19 protein-coding genes and 1 pseudogene are annotated in these 23,650 nt (G+C 36.6%); 14 read left to right on the top strand and 6 right to left on the bottom strand.

The window, feature by feature from the left end; all coding sequences use genetic code 11:
* Positions 1–55 precede the first annotated feature (55 nt).
* Positions 56–1,387 carry a PhoH family protein gene (locus KI375_RS24325; protein ID WP_212975977.1) on the top strand — a complete coding sequence of 444 codons (1,332 nt, stop codon included), beginning with the start codon at positions 56–58 and terminating at the stop codon, positions 1,385–1,387.
* 200 nt (positions 1,388–1,587) lie between these two features.
* On the opposite strand, the gene KI375_RS24320 is transcribed toward KI375_RS24325, so the two are convergent.
* The gene (locus tag KI375_RS24320) at positions 1,588–2,076 is read right to left on the bottom strand and encodes a peptidyl-prolyl cis-trans isomerase (RefSeq protein ID WP_212975962.1); all 489 of its coding nucleotides are present in this window, start codon (positions 2,074–2,076) and stop codon (positions 1,588–1,590) included.
* A gap of 246 nt (positions 2,077–2,322) precedes the next feature.
* On the opposite strand from KI375_RS24320, the gene KI375_RS24315 reads away from it, so the two are divergent.
* A complete protein-coding gene (locus KI375_RS24315; protein ID WP_207451996.1) occupies positions 2,323–2,604 on the top strand; it encodes an Fpa/YlaN family protein in 282 nt (93 codons plus the stop codon).
* 118 nt (positions 2,605–2,722) lie between these two features.
* Positions 2,723–3,961, top strand: coding sequence for an FtsW/RodA/SpoVE family cell cycle protein (locus KI375_RS24310; RefSeq protein WP_212975961.1), 1,239 nt, complete (start codon positions 2,723–2,725; stop codon positions 3,959–3,961).
* A 30-nt stretch (positions 3,962–3,991) separates the two neighbouring features.
* On the opposite strand, the gene KI375_RS24305 is transcribed toward KI375_RS24310, so the two are convergent.
* Positions 3,992–4,963, bottom strand: a complete 972-nt coding sequence (locus KI375_RS24305) for a COX15/CtaA family protein (protein WP_212975960.1) — start codon at positions 4,961–4,963, stop codon at positions 3,992–3,994.
* Between the two features lie 439 nt (positions 4,964–5,402).
* Between KI375_RS24305 and cyoE the strand changes: the two genes are divergently transcribed.
* From cyoE to KI375_RS24270, 7 genes are all read left to right on the top strand, one after another.
* Positions 5,403–6,317, top strand: coding sequence for a heme o synthase (gene cyoE / locus KI375_RS24300; RefSeq protein WP_212975959.1), 915 nt, complete (start codon positions 5,403–5,405; stop codon positions 6,315–6,317).
* Between the two features lie 154 nt (positions 6,318–6,471).
* A complete protein-coding gene (gene coxB / locus KI375_RS24295; RefSeq protein WP_212975958.1) occupies positions 6,472–7,548 on the top strand; it encodes a cytochrome c oxidase subunit II in 1,077 nt (358 codons plus the stop codon).
* A 30-nt stretch (positions 7,549–7,578) separates the two neighbouring features.
* Positions 7,579–9,447 (top strand): cytochrome c oxidase subunit I, encoded by a 1,869-nt coding sequence (ctaD, locus tag KI375_RS24290; protein ID WP_212975957.1) that lies wholly within the window; start codon positions 7,579–7,581, stop codon positions 9,445–9,447.
* On the top strand, positions 9,447–10,073 hold the full coding sequence (locus KI375_RS24285) for a cytochrome c oxidase subunit 3 (protein WP_212975956.1): 627 nt from the start codon (positions 9,447–9,449) through the stop codon (positions 10,071–10,073). The genes ctaD and KI375_RS24285 overlap by 1 nt, the downstream gene beginning before the upstream one ends.
* A 5-nt stretch (positions 10,074–10,078) precedes the next feature.
* The gene (gene ctaF, locus KI375_RS24280) at positions 10,079–10,411 is read left to right on the top strand and encodes a cytochrome c oxidase subunit IVB (protein ID WP_212975955.1); all 333 of its coding nucleotides are present in this window, start codon (positions 10,079–10,081) and stop codon (positions 10,409–10,411) included.
* A 332-nt stretch (positions 10,412–10,743) separates the two neighbouring features.
* Positions 10,744–11,661, top strand: a complete 918-nt coding sequence (gene ctaG, locus KI375_RS24275) for a cytochrome c oxidase assembly factor CtaG (RefSeq protein WP_212975954.1) — start codon at positions 10,744–10,746, stop codon at positions 11,659–11,661.
* Positions 11,662–11,833: 172 nt separating this feature from the next.
* Positions 11,834–12,337, top strand: coding sequence for an NUDIX hydrolase (locus tag KI375_RS24270; protein WP_212975953.1), 504 nt, complete (start codon positions 11,834–11,836; stop codon positions 12,335–12,337).
* A 182-nt stretch (positions 12,338–12,519) separates the two neighbouring features.
* On the opposite strand, the gene KI375_RS24265 is transcribed toward KI375_RS24270, so the two are convergent.
* Together KI375_RS24265 and KI375_RS24260 are read right to left on the bottom strand one after the other, a co-directional pair.
* Positions 12,520–12,738 carry a DUF2922 domain-containing protein gene (locus tag KI375_RS24265; protein WP_212975952.1) on the bottom strand — a complete coding sequence of 73 codons (219 nt, stop codon included), beginning with the start codon at positions 12,736–12,738 and terminating at the stop codon, positions 12,520–12,522.
* Positions 12,739–12,777: 39 nt separating this feature from the next.
* Positions 12,778–12,996, bottom strand: a complete 219-nt coding sequence (locus KI375_RS24260; RefSeq protein WP_212975951.1) for a DUF1659 domain-containing protein — start codon at positions 12,994–12,996, stop codon at positions 12,778–12,780.
* A gap of 598 nt (positions 12,997–13,594) precedes the next feature.
* Here KI375_RS24260 and KI375_RS24255 point away from each other — a divergent pair.
* A complete protein-coding gene (locus KI375_RS24255; RefSeq protein WP_212975950.1) occupies positions 13,595–14,443 on the top strand; it encodes an HAD family hydrolase in 849 nt (282 codons plus the stop codon).
* A 157-nt stretch (positions 14,444–14,600) separates the two neighbouring features.
* Here the strand turns inward: KI375_RS24255 and KI375_RS27585 are convergent.
* Positions 14,601–15,033 (bottom strand): annotated as a pseudogene (locus KI375_RS27585) (transposase); the annotation flags it as partial.
* A gap of 916 nt (positions 15,034–15,949) precedes the next feature.
* A complete protein-coding gene (locus tag KI375_RS24245; protein ID WP_212975949.1) occupies positions 15,950–16,636 on the bottom strand; it encodes an ATP-binding cassette domain-containing protein in 687 nt (228 codons plus the stop codon).
* Between the two features lie 350 nt (positions 16,637–16,986).
* Between KI375_RS24245 and KI375_RS24240 the strand changes: the two genes are divergently transcribed.
* The 3 genes from KI375_RS24240 to KI375_RS24230 all read left to right on the top strand — a co-directional run bounded on the left by KI375_RS24240 (position 16,987) and on the right by KI375_RS24230 (position 23,073).
* Entirely contained in the window at positions 16,987–17,583 is a 597-nt protein-coding gene (locus KI375_RS24240; protein ID WP_212975948.1) for a ribonuclease FAU-1 family protein, read from the top strand.
* Positions 17,584–17,703: 120 nt separating this feature from the next.
* Positions 17,704–21,201: a hypothetical protein gene (locus KI375_RS24235; RefSeq protein ID WP_212975947.1), complete on the top strand. Its 3,498-nt coding sequence runs from the start codon at positions 17,704–17,706 to the stop codon at positions 21,199–21,201.
* Between the two features lie 135 nt (positions 21,202–21,336).
* On the top strand, positions 21,337–23,073 hold the full coding sequence (locus KI375_RS24230; protein WP_212975946.1) for an ABC transporter ATP-binding protein: 1,737 nt from the start codon (positions 21,337–21,339) through the stop codon (positions 23,071–23,073).
* The last annotated feature ends 577 nt before the right edge of the window (positions 23,074–23,650 follow it).

The raw sequence follows: 23,650 nt of genomic DNA, 5'->3' as shown, positions 1-23,650 counted from the left end.
TTTAAATTTGCTAGGCATTGAAGCTAGATCGATTAAAAAGGGGCAGGAGGCATCAATTTTGAGCAAAATATATGTTTTAGATACAAATGTCTTGCTACAAGATCCAAATGCACTTTTCTCATTTGAAGAAAATGAAATTGTGATTCCAGCAGTTGTATTGGAAGAGGTGGATTCGAAAAAGCGATATATGAATGAAATAGGTAGAAATGCCAGGCACATTTCAAAGCTGATAGATAGCTTTAGAGAACAAGGAAAACTTCATGAGAAAATCCAGCTCGAAAATGGTGGGAGTTTAAGGATTGAATTAAATCACCGTTCTTTTAAACAGCTTGAAGAGGTTTTTTTTGAAAAGACGAATGATAATCGTATTTTAGCAGTCGCTAAAAATATCGCCCTGGAAGAAGAAGCGAAGGTTGATGGAAGACCAGTCATATTGGTCAGCAAAGATGCTCTTCTTCGTGTCAAAGCAGATGCTATCGGAATAGATGCTGAAGACTTTTTGAAGGACCGAGTTGTTGAATTGGACCACCTATATACAGGTGTACAAGAACTGTATATTGATATCCATCAGATCAGCTTATTTTATGAACATGGGAGTATATCCTTGGCAAATTACACAAATGAACCATTTTATCCGAATCAATTTGTCATTATTAAAGATGAGCTAGGCAGTTCCACTTCTGGAATTGGGATGATTGATGAGACTGGAATGACACTTCAAAAGCTTTCCGGGCAAAATGAGCTGATTTGGGGTATTAAATCAAAGAATGCTCGACAAACGATGGCATTAGAGTTGCTAATGAGACGAGATATCCCGCTTGTCACATTAATTGGAAAGGCGGGGACAGGAAAAACATTACTTACTTTAGCTGCGGGCTTGATGCAGACAGAAGATTTACGAGTTTATAAAAAGATGTTCGTTGCACGACCGATCATTCCAGTTGGAAAAGATATTGGTTATCTCCCTGGAGAAAAACAAGAAAAACTTAGACCATGGATGCAGCCGATTTATGATAATCTAGAATTTTTATTTAACACGAAAAAGCCGGGAGAGTTAGATGCGATTTTAGCAGGAATGAGCTCCATTGAGGTTGAAGCTTTGACATATATTCGCGGGCGTAGCATCCCTGACCAATTTATTATTATTGATGAAGCTCAGAATTTAACAAAGCATGAAGCAAAGACGATTCTAACAAGGGTGGGGGAAGGAAGTAAAATTATCTTTATGGGCGATCCTGAACAAATTGATCATCCTTATTTGGATGAATATAACAATGGTTTAAGTTATGTGCTTGAGAGCTTTAAAGAGGAGGCAATCGCAGGACATATAAAATTAATCAAAGGGGAACGGTCACAACTTGCTCAATTAGCCGCAGATTTATTATGATCATGATCGATCACTAGAAATACCGAACCTCAAACCAACCTGAAGAAGCAGAATACTATTGTATAAGTGAAAAATACTCCCGGATAGAGCAAGAATACTATTGTATAAAAAATACAAGCAAATAAAGAGTAAAAACGGGGTTGCCACAGGACATCGAATCCTGTGCCGTTTTCACTCTTTCAAGGCGCTTTCATGGTTACTTACTCAACTCGAAAAGCCTTGACATTCTTGATAGGATGATCAACGTTTGAACCATCCGGAAAAAGGATATGGACAGGTCCGTCCTCTTTTAAAGCCTTGCCTTTATTGGAGAATTGTACAAGAATAGCGTAACCTTCCTCTAAAGGAATCGACACATCCTCGCCATTTGTCTCAAAAACGAGAAGAGAAGCTTTTGGATCAGGTTCTGCGTTTTTAAGAAAGGGCTCTAGCTTAATGGCAAAGGTGCTTGTAAGCATTTTAGCTTTTTCATATCTTTTACGCGTCTGCTTTGGAGAAACGGCTCCTTCTTTTACAGAGCGGTCCCAATGCTTGGATACAGTCGTAGCCTCTTCAGTTAAATCATCTTGTTTTTCATCTTCAAAGGAATATGTATCTAAATCAATACGACGATCATCAAAAATCCAAGCTCCAACATCCAAAGTAATGGGAAATTTAACCTTCCCTTTTATGTTCATGATCATATCCATTCTGTAGCCCCCTTATCATTACAAATGTCAATTATAGCGTGAATGGATAGAAATTTAAAGTCATGAATATTAAACCAAAATGATAGGGGGAGAAATTCCGGTATTGAAATAGGAAGTAATCGTCTTTCCTGTTGCAATTTCCCTAGTTTAGTTGTAATATTTAATAATAGTATTGTCCTCATTAAATGATGATCGGACAGGCAAGTGGAGAATATATTTTGTTTTTATGATTAAGGGGGATTAAATGTGGTGTCGGATACGAAAGTTGATCATCGGGAAAAAGCCCATGCATTATTGAAGGCAGATGCAGAGAAAATTCTCCGCCTGATTCAAGTGCAAATGGACAATCTAACTATGCCGCAATGCCCTTTATATGAAGAAGTTCTAGATACACAAATGTTTGGCTTGTCTCGCGAAATTGATTTTGCTGTTCGCCTTGGGCTAGTCGATCAAAAATATGGGAAAGAATTAATGGATTCCTTAGAAAGACAGTTGTCTGTTCTACATGAAGCCTCAGTTAGAAAGTAAAGGATGCGGTTTAGGCATAAGCCTTTAGCATAAACTCAAACAGTTCTTAGAAATTGTTTGAGTTTTTTAGGATGAGGAAGGTCTATCTGCAAACTGACTCATAGATTGGAAGAATTTTATGTTAAAAAAAATCCTTAAATCATATGATTATTCAATTATTATTGCATACATACTTTTGACATTATTTGGCCTTATTATGGTATATAGTGCTAGCATGGTCATTGCTATAAAAATTTACGATGTGCCTGCTGATTATTTTTATAATAAGCAAAAAATTAATATTCTTATTGGCTTTTGCGCTTTTTTGTTTTTTGCTCTCTTTCCTTATAAAGTCTTCAAGAATAAAAACCTTCTTATCTTAATGACGATTATTTCTGTTGTCGGATTATTAGCTGTTTCAATTATCGGCCATACTAGCAATAATGCCCAAAGCTGGATAAAGCTCATTGGATCAAGAACAATCCAACCCTCTGAATTTGCAAAGTTAAGTGTTGTGATTTATTTATCAGCAGTCTATGCGAATAAACAGAGATACATTAACCAGTTGAATGTTGGAGCATTGCCTCCAGTCATTTACCTTGTCTTTGTTTGCTTTCTTATTAAAATGGAACCAGATAATGGAACAGCGATGATCACCCTGGTCCTTGGCATGATCATTATTCTCTGCTCTGGTATGAATTTCCGGACGATCGGAAAGCTTGTGCTAATGGGAGTTGGTGCTTCTCTATTATTAATTCCTTTTGTGATCCTTAAATTTGATAGTTTTTTTACAGAGGGGAATATGAAAAGAATAACTGGCTACCTCGATCCGTTTGGAAATTACGATGATCAAGGCTTTCAGCTAGTTAATTCCTATTTGGCGATAGGGTCGGGTGGCTTAAAAGGGGCAGGTCTTGGACAAGGGATTCAAAAATATGGTTACTTACCAGAGATCCACACTGATTTCATTATGTCGGTTATTTCAGAAGAATTAGGAATTTTTGGTGTAGGCTTTGTCGTTCTTGGGATTGCTTATATTGTTCTGCGAGGGATTATCATTGCGACGAAATGTAAGGATCCTTTTGGCAGTATGCTTGCAATCGGTATTGCTGCAATGATTGGGATTCAGGCGTTTATTAATCTAGGAGGGATGTCCGGTCTAATTCCGATTACAGGGGTTACGCTTCCGTTTATCAGCTATGGAGGGTCCTCGATCATTGTTGTATCGATTGCCATGGGCTTACTTGCAAATATTTCGATGTTCATACAGTATGATGAGAAATACCGCACAAAAAATAAAAAGGACCAGCCAAAATCACAGAAAAGCCGTTCTTCCGTTCAACCTACTTTTAAAAGATCTTATCAGCATCCCCAATAAAAGAACCACGCACAAATGTACGTGGTTCTTTTATTGGGGAATCAGCTTATTGGGATCAACAGGTTGTTTCTCCCCTGACTGAATTTGCTGTTTGGCGATGTTATTCCTATTCCGAGATAAGAGGAGGAGAAAATAACATAACAAGCCGAATAATAGCGAGATAAAGATTGCATGTGATAAGGCTACAACAATATTTGCCTTTGTGAAAATCACACTTGCTCCTGAAATGGCTTGAAGCGAGACAAGGATAAAGGCAATAATCCAGCCATAATAAAGAACTTTTTGCTGTTTATAATGCCGAATGGCCAGAATCATCACATAGCCAATCCAAATAAAAATAAGTGCAGCGGCTGTACGATGTCCCATCTGAATCCATTGATACATATTAGCTGGTAATGAAAACTCACTATTTATACATAATGGAAAATCTGAACAAACTAGACTTGATTCGGTATGGCGGACGAGTGCACCCGTATAAACCACAATATAACTGTATATGGTTAGACCGATAATGTGAAACGTCATTCTTTTGTCAATAACTAGCTTGTTCGCATCGAATTTTTTATCCACTTCAAAAATAAGTAAGGTCAGTAATAGTACTGCTGCAAAAGAAATAAGCGAGATACCAAAATGTAAGGCCAAAACAAAATCAGATTGTGGCCATAATACTGCAGCTCCACCAATTAGTGCTTGGATAATTAAAAAGGAGATCGATAGGATTGCAAGCAATTTTGTCTCTCTCACCTTTCCGATTGCCTTCCAAGCCCAGAAAGATAATATGGCAACGAGAATGGCAGCACTCCCTGACACAAGTCTGTGCGAGAATTCGATTAACAATGCGGGTGTAATATCCTCTAATGGAATTAATTTACCATGACATAATGGAAAAGAGCGGCCACAGCCCATGCCCGAATCAGTTTTTGTTACTAAAGCTCCACCAAGTAACACACCTAGCATCACTAATGAAGTTATAACAGAAAACCATTTTAATTTTTTACTCAAGCCTCCACCTTCTTTAAAAGAAAATAAATTCGTTAACTTTTAAATAAACATTCCATAACCGATACTACCTAAAGAACTAGAAAAAAACAACTGACAATATTGTTACAGTCGCATCGTAAAGCCGAAAGCTTGAAAGATTGTCCTTTATTTGGTAAAAATAAGAAAGTAGATTCATCTATTTGCTATAACTTGTCACATTTCCGACATAAAAACACTTTTCTTTATCTCCCTAATCATAAGGAATTATGCTTTAATATTCCATTGGGGGCTTTGAATCAATAGCATTCAATCAAAGGATATAGCGAGATTGAAAAATCCCTTGCAATAATCGTGTTTAATTAGTGAACAAATACTGAAAGTTTCATTAAAAACAAGAAATGTTAAGCAAAATGCATTATAGTAAATGATGGAATAAACTTTTAGAAAGGAGGGAATAAAAATGGGAGATAGTCGTACATTAGCAAGTGCTGAAAGAACGGTCCAGCCAGTTACTACTAGATGGAAAGATTTTACGGCATTGATTAAAATTGGCATTGTGAATTCTAATCTTATTACCAGTTTCACTGGGTTGTGGCTAGCCTTTGTTTTTACTGAAGGGCATTTCCTCCAATCATTAGACATTGTTTTTTATGCTCTAGCTGGCTCGTCCTTAATTATGGCGGGATCATGTGCCTTAAATAATTACATAGATAGAGATATAGATCATATTATGGAACGAACAAAGAAAAGACCAACAGTGACAGGGAAAATTAATGGTTCTAAAACTTTAATATTAGGTTTTAGTTTCATCATTGTAGGATTAATATTTCTTTTTCTGACCAATGTAGTAGCTGGGATTCTTGGAGTCATCGGTGTTTTTAGCTATGTGGTGGTCTATAGTATGTGGGCAAAACGGAATTTAGTTAGTAATACGGTTATTGGTAGCCTACCGGGAGCTATTCCGCCTCTCATTGGTTGGGCTGCCGTTGATCCTTCATTGCCTACAATGGCTTGGATGTTATTTTTACTTATGTTTATTTGGCAGCCGCCACACTTCTATGCGCTTGCAATGAGGCGAGTAGAAGAATATAGGGCTGCTTCTATCCCAATGCTGCCAGTCGTAAAGGGCTTTTCTGTTACAAAAAAACATATCATGCTTTGGGTAGCATTGCTATTACCCATTCCCTTTTTTATGATGTCATTAGGAGTCCCATTTGTTATATTTGCCACTGCTTTGAATATTGGGTGGTTACTTATGGGCATGATGGGTTATAAGAAAAAAGACGATGTAAAATGGGCCAACGGAATGTTTATTTATTCATTGAATTATTTAACCATTTTATTTACGGCAATGGTCATTTTTTCAGTGATCTAGATAAAGATTATGGCTTATACTTGAAAGGCAATCAGACATTATTATAGGTTATATTTCTAGGGAATTCTTTCTTATATTTTTTAAGAAATCCATATAGTTAACGGCATGTCTTTGGCTGCCAAGACATTTTACGAAAGAGGGGTTTGATTACATTATGAAAAAATGGCTGCAAAAATGGCGTCTCGCTTCAATTATAGCGATGTTAGCGTTAGTCCTGTCAGGATGTGGCGAGCCGTTTCTCTCGGCTTTAAAACCAGCTGGAGAAGTGGCAAAACAGCAATATGACCTCATTTTATTCAGTTTAGGGATCATGACTTTGGTCATTATTGTCGTAGTAGTGTTATTTGCGATTGCCGTGGTCCGTTTTCGCCGGAAGGATGATAGTGAAATACCTAAACAAGTTGAAGGTAGTCACACATTAGAAATCATTTGGACGGTTATTCCGATCATCATTATTTTGGTGCTTGCTGTCCCTACAGTTGCTGCTACTTTTTCACAAGGTGATGTGTCGGCAATGGATAAGAAGGACGCGGATGGAAATCGAGAGAATCTTGTGGTCAATGTGCGAGCTCACTTGTACTGGTGGGAGTTCGAATATGAAGATCTCGGCATTTTAACAAGTCAAGATTTAGTAATTCCAACTGATCAAAAAGTGTATTTTAATGTTGAATCTGCTGATGTCAAACACTCTTTCTGGATTCCATCAGTAGGCGGAAAATTAGATGCTAATCCAGAAAACGTCAATAAGTTTTATTTAAGTGTTGATCAAGATAAAGCAGACGATGTCAATAATATTTTCTATGGGAAATGTGCGGAGCTTTGTGGACCTTCTCATGCTTATATGGATTTTAAGGTTAAAGCCATTTCACAGGATGATTTTGACCAGTGGGTTGCAGATATGCAAAACGCGGAAGAACCAGTTCCAACTTCTGAATTAGCTAATAAAGGCGAAGAAATTTTTACTGAAAGCTGCCTTACCTGTCATGCTGTAACACCTAGTAATGAGCAACCAAAAACAGCAAGAGTTGCGCCTAACTTATCTGATTTCGGCAACAGGGAAACAGTCGCTGGAATTTTGGATCACGATGAAGAAAGTTTAAAAGAATGGATAAAAGATCCAGAGCAATTTAAGCCAGGAAACAAAATGACAGGTCGATATCCTGATCTTGAAGATGATGAGTTAGATGCATTAGCAGCTTATCTAATGGAATTAAAAGTTGATAACCAATAAACAGTCCCAAGTATTTAAGGAGGTTAAATTGTGAGTACAATTGCTCAAAAGCGAGGCTTCGGTGCCACTCTTTGGGACTACATGACAACGGTAGACCATAAAAAGGTTGGTATTCTATATATCGCAGGTGGAGGTTTTTTCTTCCTAATTGGCGGTATTGAAGCTTTAATAATACGGATTCAACTCGCTGTGCCTAACAATGGTTTTGTAAGTGCACAGGTATTTAACGAAGTCATGACAATGCATGGAACGACCATGATCTTCCTCGCAGCCATGCCGATATTGATCGGGTTAATGAACCTGATTATGCCCCTGCAGATCGGGGCGCGTGATGTGGCATTTCCATTTCTAAATGCTTTAGGTTTTTGGTTATTTTTCCTAGGTGGAATTTTGCTGAATACCTCATGGTTTTTAGGTGGGGCGCCGGATGCTGGATGGACTTCTTATGCATCTCTTGCAATTAATTCTCCCCATCATGGAATTGACTTCTATGTAACAGGTATCCAAATTTCAGGATTTGGAACACTTATGGGCGGAATTAACTTTCTTGTAACGATTATTAATATGCGTGCACCAGGAATGACTTATATGAGAATGCCAATGTTTACATGGACAACATTTGTCATCTCTGCACTTATTTTATTTGCTTTTCCACCGTTAACAGTAGCATTATTCTTGTTAACCTTTGATCGTCTATTTGGAGGACAGTTCTTTGAAGTAGCTGCGGGGGGAAATACCATTATTTGGGAGCATTTCTTCTGGATTTTTGGTCACCCTGAAGTATATATCTTGATTTTACCGTCATTCGGGATCTTCTCTGAAATTTTTGCAACGTTCTCGAGAAAAAGATTATTTGGATATTCTTCCATGGTCTTTGCGACAGTACTAATTGGATTCTTTGGCTTCATGGTTTGGGCTCACCATATGTTCACAGTTGGGTTAGGGAATATCGCTAATGCGATTTTCGCAGTTGCCTCGATGGCCATTGGGGTACCAACCGGAATTAAAATCTTTAACTGGATCTTTACGATGTGGGGCGGGAGTGTTAAATTTACAACCCCGATGCTCTATGCGGCTGGTTTTATTCCATCATTTGTTATGGGTGGGGTAACTGGAATCATGGTCGCTGTAGCACCTGCTGACTATCAGTTCCATGATACTTATTTTGTTGTAGCTCACTTCCACTATGTAATTGTTGGAGGAGTTGTCCTAGCTATTTTGGCCGCTGTTCACTTCTACTGGCCGAAAATGTTTGGTACAATGTTGAATGAAACACTTGGAAAGATTGAGTTTGTCTTATTCTTTATTGGTTTCCACTTAACATTCTTTATTCAGCATTTCCTTGGTTTAATGGGAATGCCAAGAAGAATTGCTTCATATCTAGATGGTCAAGGCTTAGATATTGGGAACTTAATCAGTTCAATTGGAGCAGCATTTATGGCTGCTGGCGTATTAATTTTGCTTTACAATGTAATTATGACACAGGTGAAAAATGTCCGTGTTGGCAACGATCCATGGGGCGATGGCCGGACTTTGGAATGGTCATTACCATCACCACCACCATTTTATAATTTCAAGCAATTGCCTTTGGTCCGTGGTATTGACACATACTGGATCGAAAAAATGGAAGGAAAGAAAGAAGTGACCCCGGCTGAACCTATCAATGACATTCATATGCCGAACGGCTCGATACTTCCGTTTTTCATTTCTCTAGGCCTGATGATTGCTTCATATGGAGCGATCTTCCGTAATGATCATGCGTGGGGAGATCCTGTATTGATTATCGGTCTGATCGTAGCATTTGTTTCTATGTTACTAAGATCCTTAAAAGATGATCATGGCTTCCATATACCAAAATCAGAGCTAGTTGATAAAAAGGATAAGGGGGTAAAGGCATAATGCATGTTGAAGAGAAATTCACACCCAAAACATGGCCTGAGTCACCCGAAAGAGCCACTCTTGAAGGGAAAAATAAATTTTTAGGCTTCTGGTTCTTCCTTGGAGGCGAAACTGTTTTGTTTGCCTCCCTGTTTGCAACATACTTGGCTTTAAAAGATAAAGTACCAAGCAGTGACAGCATTATTTCGACCGATATTTTTGATTTAAAATTAGCATTTATTATGACGATGCTACTTTTAACCAGTTCGATTACAAGTGTTTATGCTATTTACCATATGAAGAACTTTCATTTTAAAAAAATGCAGGCATGGTTATTTATCACAGTTGCCCTTGGTTTGGCTTTCTTAGGCTGTGAGATTTATGAATTCTGGCATTATACCCATGAGTATGGCTTCGGGTACTCGTCAAGCGCATTTAGCTCAGCATTTTATACATTAGTCGGTTTCCATGGAGGCCACGTAGTATTTGGACTTGGCTGGATTATCTCATTGATGGTGCGAAATGCGAATAGAGGGTTAAGCTTATATAATGCCCCTAAGTTCTATCTAGCAAGTTTGTATTGGCACTTTATTGATGTCGTATGGGTGTTTATTTTCACTGTCGTATATCTAATGGGGATGGTGTGATAAAAATGGGAAACGAACAATTGAATTCAAGAGATCTTGATACAAAATATGAATACCGCAGAAAAAGAAATGCTGAAGAAATGCGTCACCAAGTGATCTCTTTTGCAATTTCTATTTTCTTAACACTTTGTGCATTTGGCGCTGTTGCAGCTGGCTTTGATAAATGGTTTATTATCCCATTTATCCTCTTGCTTGCTTTGATCCAAGTTATATTTCAACTATATTACTTCATGCACATGAGTCAAAAAGGACATGAAGCTCCGCAGTTATTTATATACGGTGGAGTCATCATCGGATTTGTCACAATCCTAGCATTCCTAACCATCGTTTGGTGGTAATAAGAAAAGCGGAAGACGGTTAAGTTGAGGAAGAACGGCTAAATTCGCCACATCCTGTGGCAACGCCGTCCTGACCCGCTTCCTGCGGGCCTGCGACAAGCAAATGTTCTGGAATCTGGAAGGGCGATCTTACCCTTCCAAGATTCCAGGTTATTTGACCTCGAGCCCCTACCGCCTGCAGCTAGACAATAAGAAAAGCGGAAGCGTCTGTTTATAAAAGCCAGCCTAATCGGCTGGCTTTTGTCATCAATATGTCAATTGGATACGTTGAACTCTGCATTTTATAAAAGTATAATAAACATAATATCAGTAATTTAAATGGGGTGAAGAGCGTGCCTTTAAGTATTTTTGGGTTCCGTGCATTATGGAGTCCGTATTTTATGATTTTTGTCCTGCTACTCATTGCCGGCTATTTTTATATAACGATAACAAAAAGGGGCAATGCTCCTGAACGAGAATCACTTAAGCCAAAGCAGGCTGTTTTATTTATTGTTGCCATGTTGCTTCTTTATGTGACAAAAGGTTCTCCTGTCGATTTAATGGCTCATATTATGTTTACTTTTCACATGTTCCAAATGGCCTTTTTATACTTAATCATCCCCCCAATACTAATTGTTTCCATTCCAAATTGGGTGTGGAAAGAACTTATTCAGTCTAAGTATTTGAATCCGATTTTTAAGTTCATGACAAAACCATTGATTGCTTTACTTGTGTTTAATGGTATCTTTTCTATTTACCATATTCCCGTTGTAATGGATGCCGTTAAGATGAACATTTTTGTACATGCTGGTTATACAATCCTTCTGTTTGTTTTAGCCATGTTCTTGTGGTGGCCTTTAACGAATAAGCTTGAGGGGGTATACCAACTTCATGGTTTGAAAAAGGTCGGATATGTTCTAGCGGCGGGTATTTTACTCTTACCAGCATGTGGGATGATCATATTTGCGCCTACTGCCATCTACGCAACCTATACAGATGGAGAAATGTGGATGAAAGCGATGGCGCTTTGTGTGCCTAGCTCTACATTGTCGGGACTTGCTGGCAGTGGCCTCAGCCCCGAATTATTCACGAATGTTGCGCCGAGAGTAGACCAGCAACTTGGTGGCGTATTGATGAAAGTTATTCAAGAAATTGTTCTTGGTTATATGCTTGTGAAAGTATTTTTCGCATGGTATGAAAAAGAACAAAAAGAGGGAGAAGAGATTAATAAAGCTGCGCTTCTCCAACATCGTCCCAACCATGCTGAATAACAAGGAAAAAGGAGCTGTACAGCTCCTTTTTGCGTATTTACAATTTTTTCATCAAGAGAAATAGTTAGAAGGGAACACTGATCATATTTTATCTGAACAATAATTTTGTAACCGCATACATAAAAGAGGTTGCTTGAGAGAAAATCATTTTTTTGGAAAAGGAGAATTGTATATGTTTGTAAACGTCAGAGCAATTATAGAAAGAAAAAGGGGAGATGTGACGGAAATCGTCATACAAAGAAGAGTGAAAGCACATGAAGATGGCAGACCATTTGAACTTCCTGGTGGCCGGATAAATCCCTATGAATCATATATATCTGCACTAAAAAGAGAGGTTTTGGAAGAGACCGGTCTTCATGTAACCAAAGTTTATGGGGAAGAAACAAAAATGGAAACAAATGAATCTACCTCCAACGTGGAGATTATGGAACCTTTTGCTATTTATCAAACAGTCAAGGGACCCGTTGATTCTTTAGGTGCGTATTTCCGATGTGAAGCTAAGGGGACTTTACTTCAAGAAGGGGACGAAACAGACAACATCATGTGGATTTCAGTAAATGATCTTTCTTCAGCAATCGAGGAAGGTAGAATCGATTTTAGTTGGGTAGATATGTCCGGTATTTTATATTATTTGAAATGGTGTCGGCAACAAACTCAAAGTACTATAGATTATTAGTTAAGGGGGAATGGAAATGTTTGCTTCTTTAAAAGGTTACTTTTTTGAAATTTGGAGGTTCTCAGATGATAAGATTACATAAGGACGGAAAGCCAATTTCACTGATAAATGATAGAATTTGCTCCACATTCACCACCTCTTTTTGTATGGAAAGGCTCACCCAAAAGAGTGAGCCTTTATTCTTAATCAATATCAATTGGTGTAACAGTGCGGTCGACGATCCGGGCGGATTTAGCTTCTGTCAGGGCGTTTCCTTCTGAATCAAGGAAAACATCGGCCTCGATGATCGTGTTTACGGCTGTCTTAACTTCTTCCGCATCGATCGGTTCGATTGGATTATCAATCGATACACGGACGTTTTTCCCTTCCGCTGATAGGAAATTCAATTCTAAAACCTTCATATTCTCACCTCACTTTCTAATTGGCTTAAAAAGAAAATCTTAATCACCAATTTGGTACGTATCATTCCGTTCGACCTGCCAAAGTGGCTGGGCGGATAAAGAGCCGATCGCTTCAGCGGCTTCATAAAGCTGATCAGCAGAAGCGTGAGGACGAATGCGATTAAACGTCTTCATTTTAAAGACAGGTTTATTCTCTTCATCCACTCCATAATCAAATAGAAGCTTTAATTTCGAAGCATTCAAAATTTCCTGTGCCATGTTCTCACCCCCTTCACCCTTTATATAGAGTGGGAGAGGGGAAAAGGACACCTAGGAATTTATTTTTTTAAAAGGCGAGATTGAATACGTGAAAAAGAAAAGACTTATTGTCTAATCCTATTAGTTGTTTATAAAGAAAAAGATGAATTTTGCTTTTTGTCTCTTTTTTTCCTTGGAAAAAGAGAAAATAAAGCAGGATATACTATACTAATCTTGATATATTATCATTCAATCATATTAATAGATTAAATAAAGACGATAAGATAGGATTTGCCCCCATGGAATTTTGTGACATATTAGGTTCAAACATAAAGAAACAAGCCCCTTTAGCCGGCATAGTTGTCCCTAAATTAGTTTTAAATCAAAAATCAAAATTTAAATCAATTAATATTTAAGAACGGCTAAAGGTCTTAAATGACAATATGTTAATACCCGATCCTGCATTTTCATTATATTTTAAAAATCAATCTACAAAAGATTTTAATCGTAACCTGTTTAATAAATTAATCTCCTTACCATGGGTATGTATTGAAGGTGATTTTTTAGATCTCCAATTCAATTCTATTGTTAAGTACTTCAATAAGTCTGGAGGAATATTATGAAACAAGAAAATCTTTTTGTCACTGACCTTGATGGAACGTTATTCCACTCTAATGTAACCGTATCAGAGTACACAACTATGACTATAAACAAATTAATCAATGCTGGGTACTACATTACTTTTTGTACTGCTAGAAGTTACTATATGGCAAGAAAAATCATGAATAAAATAAATTTTAACGTACCATGTATTGTATTTAATGGTGCCTATATTATCGACTGTATGACTGGTGAAAAGTTGGTAGCTAATTCACTTCAAAAATCTCTATGTATTGAAGTATTAGAAGACGCCAAAAAAATAGGTATAGTTCCTTTCGTATTTGGACAAGAAAAAGATGAAGAAGTTCTAAAATATGTATTACCTGAAAATAAAGGACAAAAAAATTTTATCATGCAACGAAAAAAGCAAAAAGATAAACGATTACGTTTTGTTAATAAAATAGAATTACCAGACGAAATAATTACATTGAATTTTATAGAAAAAGAATCCCAATTAAGAAAACTAAAGAAAATTTGTGAAAAGAAATATGAAAACCTTCTATCTATTAAATTTGCAGAAGATATCTATTTAAAAGGTTTTTTTTCATTAGAATTATCTAACCATAATGCTGATAAAGGAAAAATGATTAAAGTATTAGCAAAATATATGGATATTCCGTTACAAAATGTAGTAGTCTTCGGTGACCATCTTAACGACTTAACAATGTTTAAAGTGGCAGGTCGAACGATTGCGGTAAAAAATGCTCATAGAGAAATACTTAATTTTGCGGATGAGCACATAGCTAGTAATAATGAAGATGGAGTAGCGCGATACTTAGAAAATAATTTACTTAATAAGTTTCTATAAGGGAGTGGAAGTAGTGAAAAATAACTTTCTAGACTATAATGTTATATTTATAACACTCGATTCTTGTCGATTCGATACCATCTTCAGTCGTTTATGAAGTACCACTAATTGTTTCATTTATTGATGAGTAAGGATGTTGATAATTAGTTCAGTAAAAGTTTTCGGGTAGTTTAAAGTTGTAAACCTCCTGTATAACAGCGTTTTCCTTAACCTTGAAAGGAAAAAGTGAACACGGTCGAACACATACATGCATTCTTTTCACCTACTATGACTTCAAGCTGATCACGGTCATTTTCAATTGCCTTTGTTATAACGGCCTTTTCTAGATAGGGACTACCTTCTTCCATAAATACAAGACGGAGATGCGGTTTTACGCCTGTTTTTGTTTTGAGGAACCTTTGCCCACTTATGATTCGCTAAATTTAGCGGTCAAGCTGCTTGAATCGATGATTTTAATGGCAACACAAGTTTCGTATAATATGTTTTGGCATGAATTTGTGATACTAAATCGAGTAAGAGCCTTTGAAATAGATCTGGATTCAACCCATTTAGAGGGCGTGCAGCTGAGAAATACTAATAGAATCAAGGTTGCCCTCTATTTAGATGGAAGTAATCAAACATTGAAATTAGATTTCTATACGAAAAAACTCACGACGGAGTCACTCCAAAAATTACTGCTTTTTGCGCAACTACAGGAAGTTTAAAGCCTTCATGCACTAAGTGATTGCTTTTTTGACGACAATCTTCAGAAAACTCAGTGTCAAGGATGCCTTTGGAACGGTCGGTAAAAAGTATCCGCCCAGCCTTTGACGGTGATGTAGAGTTTTGTATGGTAAATGGGAAGTCAAAGAATAGTAAAATTTAATCGGGTAGTACAGAAGATGGCAGTAGGTGGTAAATTCCACTGGCCGTAATCATGTTTTCATCTTCCTCAAATAATTGAGAATTACTCCAGGTTGCTAAAGATTTTATAATGTGGTATTTGCAAATCAATTAAAGTGATCCTCGCAAAATAACCGAGTGAGGACCATTTTAATTTTAAGTTGCAAATGTAGAGATGAGCTCTACTTGGTTGTTAAGCTGCTTGTGACAATATTTTGAGCTAAAGGTCCCATTAGAAGTGTCTTTAATGGTGATGGCAAAGAATCCGCATCATCATTTCTAAGCTTTTCCACTGGGCTATTAAAGGCACTTATCTAAGTAGTATTAAAAAATAATGAATTATATAAATACAAATCAATTATGTATTATGTGCTAATTTTAACCGGAATATCTTCTTCGGAATTAATCAATTTATAATAGAAGCCTTTTTTATCTACTAGCTCATCATGTTTTCCTTTTTCCACTACTAAACCTTGATTTAATACAAAAATACAATCAGAATCCTTGATTGCCTTTTCCGAAATTGATCGATATTGCTTTGTATTTCTCTCTCTGTTATCAGGTCAAGTGCCGACGTAGCCTCATCCAAAATTAAAATTTCCGGCTTTCGTATTAATGCTCTAGCTATGCAATTCTTTGTCTTTGTCCACCAGATAAAGTAATTCCCCTTTCACCAATGATCGTCTCATATCCATTCGGTAACGAAAGGACATAGTCATGAATAGAGGCAATTTGACAAACATGAACCAATTCGTCCTTACTGACATTTTCCATCCCCATCAAGATGTTGTTTTGTACTGTATCAGGGTATAGGTAAGGCTCTTGAAGAACAATAGCGATTCGGCTTGCCCAATCTGAACGATCAATATCATAAAGTGAATGGCCATTTACCTTGATTAATCCCGTTGATGGCTCATGCAAACGAATAAGGAGTTGTGCAATAGTAGACTTTCCACTGCCACTAGTCCCAAGAATGGCTACTTTTTTTCCAATGGGTATATCCATGCTCAATTCTTGTAGAATGTTCTCGGTCTCCTTGTTATATTTAAAACAAACATTATTTAATTGGAGTGTTGCTATCTTTTCGTCCATTTTTTTTGTTCCATTTTCCCATGTTGGTCCATCCATCACACTGCGCACACGATCAAGACTTGGCGTTTTACTAGAAAAGTCCATGGACATGTTAAACAGATTTTGGAAGGTAGACACAAGCTGATTACTAAATTGATACAAAATGACAAATATACCAATGGACATCTGTCCTTTAAAAAGGAAGTACTTCGTTAAATCCAATAGAATAGTAGTGTTCATGATAATAAGCAACCGAAGATCTATGATTTGATAGCTATTTTGATTCTTTCCTATCCAGGTAGCAATACTTTTATTTTTAAATATTTCTCGCTCAAAATAAAGTATGTTTCTTAGGAGGGGCGGAAGAGGAGCTTTCATCAATATGCGAAGTGCCCCTTGAACCAAATACTTGGGGAATTAAATAACAAAGCCCTCTTGCTGAGATATATAGTTTTATGTTATAAATGAAAGCGTTGTTATAAAGGGGTGACTTATCAAATAGCTTCTTAAATTTCCTCACTAAGGAATATCAACGCTCATTTTAACAAAGCATGAAGAAATAAAATAAAGATTAAGGAGGATTCTACTAAATGAATAAAGTTAATTTTTTCAACCTCCATCTTCCAAGTGAGGTAAGAGTTTTTGAGGTCCATGAGTCAAATATTAAGTTATTCAATCATGAAGTAATTGTGTTTGATGTTAAAAATTCAAATCATACTCTTTTTAGAAGTTATTCCTTTTTCAATGAATGGTTTGAAATTAATTGTTCTTTTGATTTGAATGGACATTTACTACCAGAAGAGGGACCAATTACGTGGAGTTTTAACTGCGATATAAGTACGCCATGCTTTAAAAATAAAAATAACATTTTTAATGTGGATCTGGAATATGATGTTCTAGTTAATCCGAATGGTAAAGACTTTGTTATCATTGATGAAGATGATTTTTGTAAAGCTGTGACGAATGATTATTTATCTTTAGAGGAGCAAGCAGGTGCTTTAAGGGGACTTGATAAACTTACTAGTATTATTCATAAGCAAGGATTATCTACCTATTTAGATACTATTTATCCATTCGAAGATGTCGTTAACTGTGATATTGCATTACCTATGTGCAAGAAAGAAATTGGAGAAGTGCCAGCATTATTAGGCCGTAAAAGCAATCAATATTCAACTTACAGAGACTGAAATAAAGTGATATAGTTAGATAAACCTGCTATCCATTGGCATAAGTGACTTTTATTTAATTTTTAAATTGCTTTATTTGCCAGTTTGATGGCATTATCAAGTTAAAAAAGGGGGAAAGAGATGGATGAGATTTCGCGGTCAACGAAAGAAAATATTGTAAATGAGGAAATAGGAAAATTGTACCAACAGGGCTTTATCACTGAAAAAGAGTTTCATCACTTTATGCAGACCTATCAGCAGTACCGTATGCAGCGGCTAAAAGAACTTGCTCAATTGCAAGAGGAACCGAGTGTTATCAAGGAATCACAGGCAGCTGATTCATCCAAGGAATTAATAGAGTCAGCTACTGTAACAACAAAAGAGGACATTCCTTCAACACAAAAATCTGTTGAAAAGACGAAAGAAAAGCAGTTAAAACCTGAGAAGTCGAGTGAACAAATTCGGGAACGAAATATCACTTGGCTATTGAGTATAGGTGTTGTGTTCTTATTAATCAGTGGGTTAGTGGTTGCGACATCGTCATGGGATCAAATGGGAGCTCTGATGAAAGTTCTTACGTTACTGGGCGTTTCTTTATTCTTCCTTGGATTAAGTATCATTTCTGAGAAATTCTTAAAAATCGATAAAACCGCTTTTGCCTTTCTTACGTTAGGAAGCTTATTGCTCCCCATCGGGATATTAGCGATTGGTTATTTCGGTTTGTTAGGTTCCTATTTAATGATTGATGGCGAGGGCAGGTATATCTTGGGGATTATGTGTACATTGATTCCGCTCCCATTATATATGAGAAATGCAATGGCCAATCAATCTAGATTATTTGTCTGGATTTTCTTTCTATTCTTATCCTTCTTTGTTGGCTTTCTATTTGCGGCCATTCAAATGCCGAGAGATCTTTTTTATTTATTCATTATGATCTATAATGCCGGTTTATTATATGTCTATCACCGCTTTCACCGGCAAAAGCAATCAAAAATCTTATTGTTTTTAAAAGAATTACCAGCTTATGCGCAATTGAACTTGATTATTTCTACATTACTAATGCTGGTGATCTTTGAACAGGAACTATTTTATAGCTTTAATGTTTTATTGACAGCTGTTCTTTATATGGCCATGGTATTTGTCTATAATACAAAGGCCTACCAGTTTGTTTTTATTGCCTTGTTTGCCTATGGTGTGTTTCAATTCACGGAATCTTCTTGGCTTCAGTCTATTGATCTTTTTGTTTATGCTTTATTAGGTGCTGGATATTTAGCCTTTGCCTATATAATGAGAAAGAATATATTTGTAGAGAAGGTATTCCACTATACAGCAGGTGTTATTTCTTTTTTTGCTTTTATCTATATCAGTCTTCAAGGTCTGATGATAAGGGCAGGATCAGACTCATGGACTATGCTGCTGGCTTATTTCGTCATAGCCGGAACCTATATTTATCTCTCCAATATCACGAATAGGCAGGTATTCCGCTGGCTGGCTCCAGTCTTTCTTGTTAGTGTTGGTATACAGCTATGGAATGTAGTAATTGAGCCTTATTTTATTATAAGTTGGTCTTTTTTTCTGTTTATCTATGCAGCGCTGCTGTTTTTTATAATTGGTTTCAGGAGACAATGGAAATATATTCAAGCAATTGGGACAAGTACGTATTATGTTAGTGCAGGAGTTATGTTATTTACCTTGTTATATGGATTACTGTTAGAGGAATTTATCGAATTAGCAATAATGCTGGTTTTATTAGGAGTCCTTTGCCTGCTTGTATCGACTTCTGCAAAGGTAGTAGAGAAGCAAATGGCAGAATGGCTCCATGCGATTAGTTGGATTCTAGCTCTTTTTGTGATTTATCCTGAGTTAGTGGAGTGGATTCCAGCTTATCAAGAGCGATTGGATATTCCCTTTCATATTGCTGTATCTTCTATTCTTTTATTAGTAGTATACAAGATTTGGGATCGTACAAAGAGGCCTGGCTTAGCGCAGGCGGCCTTCTACGTTGGCCAAGTCGGTTATTATATCGCTGTTTTGCAAGCGATAGTTTATTACTATAACAATGGACATTTGGTTCGATCGTTGATCTTTTTAATGGGGATCGCATTGGCGTTTTGGTTGGTACAACGCTCTAAGGTGCAGCTGCTATGGAGCCTGGTATCTGTTATCACATTGTGTTTCTATCTGTCCTTGTTTAGCTTTTTGCCAATCGATTCGATGGAAGGCTATGCTTGGTATATTATGTTTGCCCCTGTTCTCTTGTTAGTAGTCGACTGGTATGGAGGAAAGTATAGTAAGGAGTTAAAACCATATTTCTTTTGGCTCGCCCATATTACGTTGATGGGGGTAATGCTGTTTCTTTGTATCGATTCGTTCGTTCAACATTCGATCCATCCAACTATTATGTTTATTACCCTTACTATTTATCTATACAGTACTTTCATGAAGAAAAAAGAATGGCAGATTAAGCTGTTTTTATATGCGGCCATGTCAATGATCCCGTGGTTGATCATGATGCATATTTTCTATTACAATCTAACCTCTCAGTTACCCATCGAGTATGCAGCGATCATAGCAAGTATCCTGTTCTTTGGTGTATGGTGGTTTGTCCCATCTGTTTGGAAAAAAAGAATGGAATGGTATATGATCCCATTCATTCATGTAAATCTGCTTATAGCCGTTACTACCCTATCGATTGAAACGGTAGTTGAAATCATCATTCTTATCGGTTGGATGGTGTTAAGTTTATATTTACTACATGTTCGGAAATGGTTAATTTTCAGCTTAGTCCCAGTGATTGCTTCGATTATAATGTGGATTCAGCAAGAATGGATCACAGAAACAGATCATTTGATGGTTGTGAGTGTGATTTTCTTCATCCTATTAATAGGGGTTGGGAGATACTTGTTTACAAGCCTCTATACGGAATTGGAGAATAAGGTGACAGAAGTAGATTGGTATACGGTTGGTGCCCTCTTCTATGTAGTCTTTGAGTTTAGTCTTTCATTAGCAGTAGATAATGTTTGGCTGCGGGTCATTCCGTTTCTAATGATCGCATGTTGGTTATTTTTACAAATCAATCGTCTCCAAAAAGGGATAGAGAAAAAGATTTATATTACCTTATCTGGTATTTCAATTTTACCTGCTTACTATCTAGTATTATCAGAATATCTGGATCTTGTTACGCCGCTGCTACATGCCGAGTTACGGGCATTGCCAATTCTAATTTTGTCTATTTTACTGGCCACACGAACATGGAAAGATAAAAAACAAGTTATGAATCATATCCAAACTGTTATTCTTGTAGTCATTACGGTTTATCTCATTTATGATGCGATTCAGAGCGGTACGATTTGGGATGCACTTATTATTGGTACACTCTCGTTAGCAGCTTTCTTATTAGGTATGAAGTTTCAAATCAAATCTTATTTCTTCGTCGGGCTAGGGACATTGTTGTTTAATGTTATTTATCAAACAAGACCTTATTGGGGCAATATGCCATGGTGGGGTTATCTATTAATTGTTGGTTTGTTACTGATTACGATTGCCAGTTATAATGAGTGGCAGAAACAGCGAGAATCAGAAGGAAAACTTATGCAGTTCATGAAAAAAGTAATGGCTCGATTGAAAGAATGGAATTAATAATTGATCACAGTAGAAAGGCTATGGCTATCATTTAACGATAATAGTCATAGTCTTCTACTATGTGTAGTCTTGAAAAAATTGACCATATCCTCTTCCTACAGGAGTGGTAAAACAATAAGGAGGACTATTTTAGTGTCAACTAAACAAATTATTTTGGCTGTATTAAGAAATAGTAAAACGATGCTGCTGCTGATTTTACTATTTAATTTAATCGCCTCATTGATCTCCATTGTTCAACCGCTGGCTTTTCAAAAGCTATTTGATCAAGTATTGCCTAGTCGCGATATGAAACAAGCGATTGTTCTTGTTATCACGATTGTTCTTGTTCCAATTTTATTTGCGGTATTTAACGGAATTACTTCCTATTTTAACAATAAGCTAGGGAATAAGCTGGCCAAAGAACTTCGGGTTAACGTGTTTGAACATCTATTAAATGTAGGGTTGTCTAAAATTGATAAGATCGGAAAAGGAGAAATCATCAATCGCTTAACTTCACAAATTGGACAGTTATGCAATGTATTTATTGTCGATACCTTCATGGCTTTTATTTCCAATATTATTCTTCTAGTTATCACAGTGGGAATCATGTTTTCCATGAGTGTTGAATTAACATTTGTTTCACTTATTTCTTTTCCGCTTTTAATGATCCTGATGAAGAAATTCAAGAAAAAAACACATCGACTTGATAAGGTATATTTTTCGGTATTAGATCGTGGTGTAAATTATTTGAACGATTTTTTTACAAATATAAAAGCTGTGCATATTCATAATGGGCAAGAAGCTGAAAGTAAGGTATGGGCTAAATGGAATGAGGATCTCACCCAAATTAATACTAAATCCCAAGTATTCCATAGTACATTTGTAAACCTGATGGCCGAGATCATTATTTCTGTTATAACGGGCGTAATATACAGTTATAGTCTCTATTTAATTTTCAAAAGTCAAATTACGGTTGGCACTTTACTTGCCTTTATCGTCATTCTTCCAAGATTATACGCGATTTTCAAAACATTATTTACGACTAACATTGATATAGAGCGAATGAAAGTGATTGCGAAAAATATAAATGATCTGCTTTTGATGGAAACGTTTCATAATGGCAAAAAAGATCTAGTTTTTGAGACGATTCCAACGATAAAGTTAAAAAATATTCACTTTCATTATGAGAATAATGAATTGGCTGGACTTAAGGGCATAAACCTTGAGGTTGAACCTGGAAGCTTTGTTGGCCTCGTAGGTCTTAGTGGGTCGGGAAAATCTACATTGTTTGAATTACTTCATCGACATCTTAAACCGCAAAAGGGGCAAATTTTGCTTAATAATGATCCTATTAATGAATTTGATATAAAACAGTTGCGAGAATTTATGAGTTATACCCCGCAAAGCAATGTACTCTGGAATAAGTCGATACTTGAAAATATTATTTATCCCTTAACGAAAGAACAGATGACTCCTCAACATTGGGAAAAATTCAATCAAATAACCAGAGAGACAAAAGTGGATTCGTTTATTAGCAGTTTACCCAACCAATATGAAACAATCGTAGAAAATAACGGTACGAACTTCTCAGGAGGGGAAATTCAACGGATTAATTTGGCAAGATCCTTTATGCATGATTCGAAAATTATGTTGCTTGATGAATTTACCTCAGCTCTTGATGCGATGACCGAACAAGAATTAGGTGAGATACTCATACGTTTCAAAGGTCATAAAACGATGATTGTCATTGCTCATCGGCTATCAACGATAAAACATGCGGATAAGATCATCGTGATTGAAGATGGAACAATTAAAGAGTCTGGAGGCGTACCAGAATTACTGGAGAGGCAAGGGATCTTTCATAGCTTGTATGAAATACAGAAACTATAATTCTGGAACTTTATTCAAACAATGAATAGGATAAGCGGCTGTATTTGTTGAACTGACCCATATAGAATTTACGATCATTACCTATAAAACAATCTCCTGTATATTCTTGTCATGTTTATTTTCATGCAATATATACAGGAGGTTGTTCTATTTATAGTGGATTTCTTTCCCACATTGTCTGTTTCCAACCTCCGTAATTGTAACAATGAGCAAAAACAATTCATAAACTTTATAAATTAATTTACAAAATCCCTTGCTGGGGAAGGTTGTTTTATGGTATAAATGAAAGCGTTGTTATTTCAGGGCTATACATTATATTAGGGGGGATCGATAGATTGATAATAGAAGACTGGTAAGTTAATAAAGATAGATAGACGGGTGTCAATGATTTTGCTTTCTTAGATCAGATCCTGAGAAGTTGTTTTATTTCTTTAAGTGCGTGTTCAAAAAGGAGGATAAAAAGGGCCAAGTCGGCTAAAGGCGCTGACGTCCTGTCAGCAACACCGACACTAGTACATCCTGTACGTCGAAAGTTCGAGGCGGCGAAGTTCCGAGCAGCGGAATGTATGCATTTAGA

The sequence above is a fragment of the Bacillus sp. J14TS2 genome (assembly GCF_018333015.1).
Taxonomy (GTDB): domain Bacteria; phylum Bacillota; class Bacilli; order Bacillales; family Bacillaceae_C; genus Lederbergia.
The sequence above is the reverse complement of the archived record's forward strand: the minus strand, read 5'-3'. Positions and strand labels throughout refer to the sequence as shown.